Raw genomic sequence first — 3,043 nt, 5'->3', positions numbered from 1 at the left:
TAGCTAGCTTTTTAGAAAGAATAACGTTTTTTGTCACTTGGGGGTAGTGAAAATTCTTAAGTTGATGGGCATGTGATCTTTCCCCATACGGTTAATATCACAACCAACTAAAAGGCTTGCGAATACAACTAAAATACTAAACAGTGCAATATATCTTTTCATTTCCTTCACCTCATATGTTTTTTCTTATATTGTTATCTTAAAGCCCAAAGCTTAAAGAAGAAATTCAAAAACATGACATGAACATTACACTTTTGTAAGATAATAATTATTGCTTCACTTTAGAAACCGTCATGCCGTCACCAATTGGCATGAGTACAGATTCTAAATTTAGATGAGTTGCTACTACTTCATTATAAAAAGCCTTAAGGGAAATGAATGAATCATCTCCCTTAAGGCTTTTTATCCTCTATCTCTTTACTGCCAATTTTTTATGTACCTATTACCGCCAATAACGTCTTTCACGCCACTTTCGCCACTTATCACGTAATTTCCTTATACCGTTTATTACACCTTCTATTATGCATTCTATTATAATATCTATCACAAGGTATCTTATACATCTAAAAATAGGACCTATAACGTACTTCAATATAAATTCAAAAATATTTTCCAGCATATATCCCCTCTTTCTACCCTTCAATTATAACTGGAAAAAAGAGAACTTTAAAAGAAGCTCAAATAAATAATCATGCAAGATTTGACCAACTTAAAGCTACTTCAACAGCTATTTTTTTGTATCAACTAGCAATTTCGTTTTCAATATGTGAAAAGGGATTTCTAAATGATAAAGTGAATATATATTTATTGTTTTCTAGCTCTCAGGTGATTTTTTTACATAAATTTAATTATATCCCAAGTAAAGGTTTTGAGAGGAGAAATAATATGAATCCTATTTTATTAGATGTTCCGTTACAAATAGAAACAGATAGACTCATTCTTCGAGCACCACTGCAAGCTGGTGAAGGGAATGTAGTACACGAAGCTATTAAAGATTCCATTCGTGAATTAAAGCAATGGTTGTCTTTATTCCAGTCCATTCCTACCGTTGAAGAAATGGAAATTCTCCTGAGAAATGCGCATATAGATTTTTTGAAAAGAGAAAGCTTTCGCTATCTCATCTATCATAAGGAGACGAATAATTTTATTGGAACAGCTAGCCTTCACCGAATTGATTGGAATGTTTCTAAATGTGAAATTGGATACTGGGTTAACACGCAATTTAGTGGCAGTGGATACATAACAGAAACAGTACGTGCGTTAACAAACCTTGGATTTCAGTTATTTAAATTTAGAAGGATTGAAATACGATGTGAAGCTAGTAACACGAAAAGTCGTGCGATTCCTGAAAAACTAGGCTTTGAACTTGAAGGGATATTACGTAATAAAGATGTTTCAGCTGACGGCAAACAACTAACTGATACTTGTATCTATACAAAGATACAGTAAAACTTTAATAAGTTCTTATCAATTGGACTTTTACACCAAAAGAAAAGACCTCCTTAGCGATTTTATTTCATCGCTAAAAAGGTCTTTTTCTATTTCACCTAAAAACTTAGCACTCTTCTGGCTTACCAGCATTCGTCGCTGTACGGAAAGATGATCCACATCCGCATGATGCGATTGCGTTTGGATTATCAATTGTGAATCCGCCGCCAAGCATAGATTGTTTATAATCAATTTTTACTCCTTTAACAATCGGAGCACTTTCTTTATCGATAACAAATTCGACACCGAAAAACTCAAGAACTGTGTCGTCTTCTTTTGGTTCTACTTCAAATCCTAAGCCGTAAGAAAGACCACTACATCCGCCGCCGTGTACAGCAAGGCGCACGTACTTCTCTCCATCTTCAGCATCTTTTAACATATCTTTAATTTGAAAAGCTGCTTGTTCTGTTACTTCAATCATGAAATACACCATCCTTTCTGTTCTCGTTCTATTATACATCTTTACGCTTCTATCTTGTACTCATACACTCCGTGGCAAATTACTTCTGCTGGTCCTTTCATTAACACGTTGCCTTCTTCTGTCCATGCAATCATTAAATCGCCGCCAGCTAAATGAACTGTAATTTCCTTACCACGTTCCATTTTTCCATTTAAAATAGAGGCTACAACTGCAGCGCACGCCCCTGTTCCGCAAGCTTGTGTTACACCAGATCCACGTTCCCAAACGCGGAAGTTCATCTCTTCCTCATTCAAAATCTCAATGAATTCAACATTTACTCGTTCTGGGAACATTTCATGTGTCTCAAGAACTGGTCCAAGTGTTGTAAGAGGTGCTTGTTCTACATCATCCACAAAAATAACTGCATGCGGATTTCCCATTGAAACAGCTGTAAATGCATAACGATGGTTATTGTATAAGAAGTTTTCACGAATAAATGGTGTTTCACCTTCGCCAAGCATCGGTATTTCTGCACGCGTTAAACGCGGTGCTCCCATATCAATTTTCGCTAACGTAACTTTCCCTTCTTCTACCGTTACTTCAGCCGTTACAATGCCAGCTAACGTTTCAATTGTGAAAACTGTATCTTCTACTAGTTTATGCTCATACGCATATTTCGCTACGCAGCGTAGACCGTTACCACAGCTCTTTCCTTCTGATCCATCATTATTAAACATGCGCATTTTCACCGGCGCTACGTCAGACGGACAAATTAAAATCATTCCATCTGCTCCAATACCAGTATTAATATTTGAAACCTTTTCCGCCACAAGAGCTAAATCTTCTTCAGGAATTTGTTCTTCAAACATATTTACATATATATAACTATTGCCAAGACCATGCATTTTTGTAAAAGAAAATTGGCTCATTTGTATTCACTCCAAAAATAATTTGTTATTTCAAGTATAAAATGCACGCTTTTAGAACACAATATGAATGTCCCCCGTTTCTCATATTTGACAACATTTGGCGATGAGCCATTCTTGCGCAAATTGTGTAAGAAAAAAGCCCTTCTAAAATGATATTATCCCCTTTAGGTAGACAGTGTGAAAAAGACCATGTATACACATGGATGTTACACTATTACGTGGAGGG

General features: G+C 35.9%; 3 protein-coding genes and 2 pseudogenes. 1 reads left to right on the top strand and 4 read right to left on the bottom strand.

Features of this window, described 5'->3' with window-relative positions; translation table 11 throughout:
* Positions 1 to 51: 51 nt before the first annotated feature.
* Positions 52 to 162: pseudogene (locus PDQ33_RS29260) on the bottom strand (YxeA family protein); the annotation flags it as partial.
* 106 nt (positions 163 to 268) lie between these two features.
* Positions 269 to 358, bottom strand: a pseudogene (locus PDQ33_RS29125) (methyltransferase); the annotation flags it as partial.
* Between the two features lie 527 nt (positions 359 to 885).
* On the opposite strand from PDQ33_RS29125, the gene PDQ33_RS28585 reads away from it, so the two are divergent.
* Complete coding sequence (locus PDQ33_RS28585) at positions 886 to 1,449, top strand: GNAT family N-acetyltransferase (RefSeq protein ID WP_270757089.1); 564 nt, start codon at positions 886 to 888, stop codon at positions 1,447 to 1,449.
* A gap of 106 nt (positions 1,450 to 1,555) precedes the next feature.
* Here PDQ33_RS28585 and PDQ33_RS28580 read toward each other — a convergent pair whose 3' ends face one another.
* Both PDQ33_RS28580 and dapF read right to left on the bottom strand, forming a co-directional pair.
* A complete protein-coding gene (locus PDQ33_RS28580) occupies positions 1,556 to 1,909 on the bottom strand; it encodes a HesB/IscA family protein (protein ID WP_000573822.1) in 354 nt (117 codons plus the stop codon).
* Between the two features lie 41 nt (positions 1,910 to 1,950).
* Complete coding sequence (gene dapF, locus PDQ33_RS28575) at positions 1,951 to 2,817, bottom strand: diaminopimelate epimerase (RefSeq protein ID WP_000077385.1); 867 nt, start codon at positions 2,815 to 2,817, stop codon at positions 1,951 to 1,953.
* Positions 2,818 to 3,043 lie beyond the last annotated feature (226 nt).

The sequence above is a fragment of the Bacillus cereus group sp. Bc031 genome (assembly GCF_027716265.1).
GTDB lineage: Bacteria > Bacillota > Bacilli > Bacillales > Bacillaceae_G > Bacillus_A > Bacillus_A paranthracis.
The sequence above is the reverse complement of the archived record's forward strand: the minus strand, read 5'-3'. Positions and strand labels throughout refer to the sequence as shown.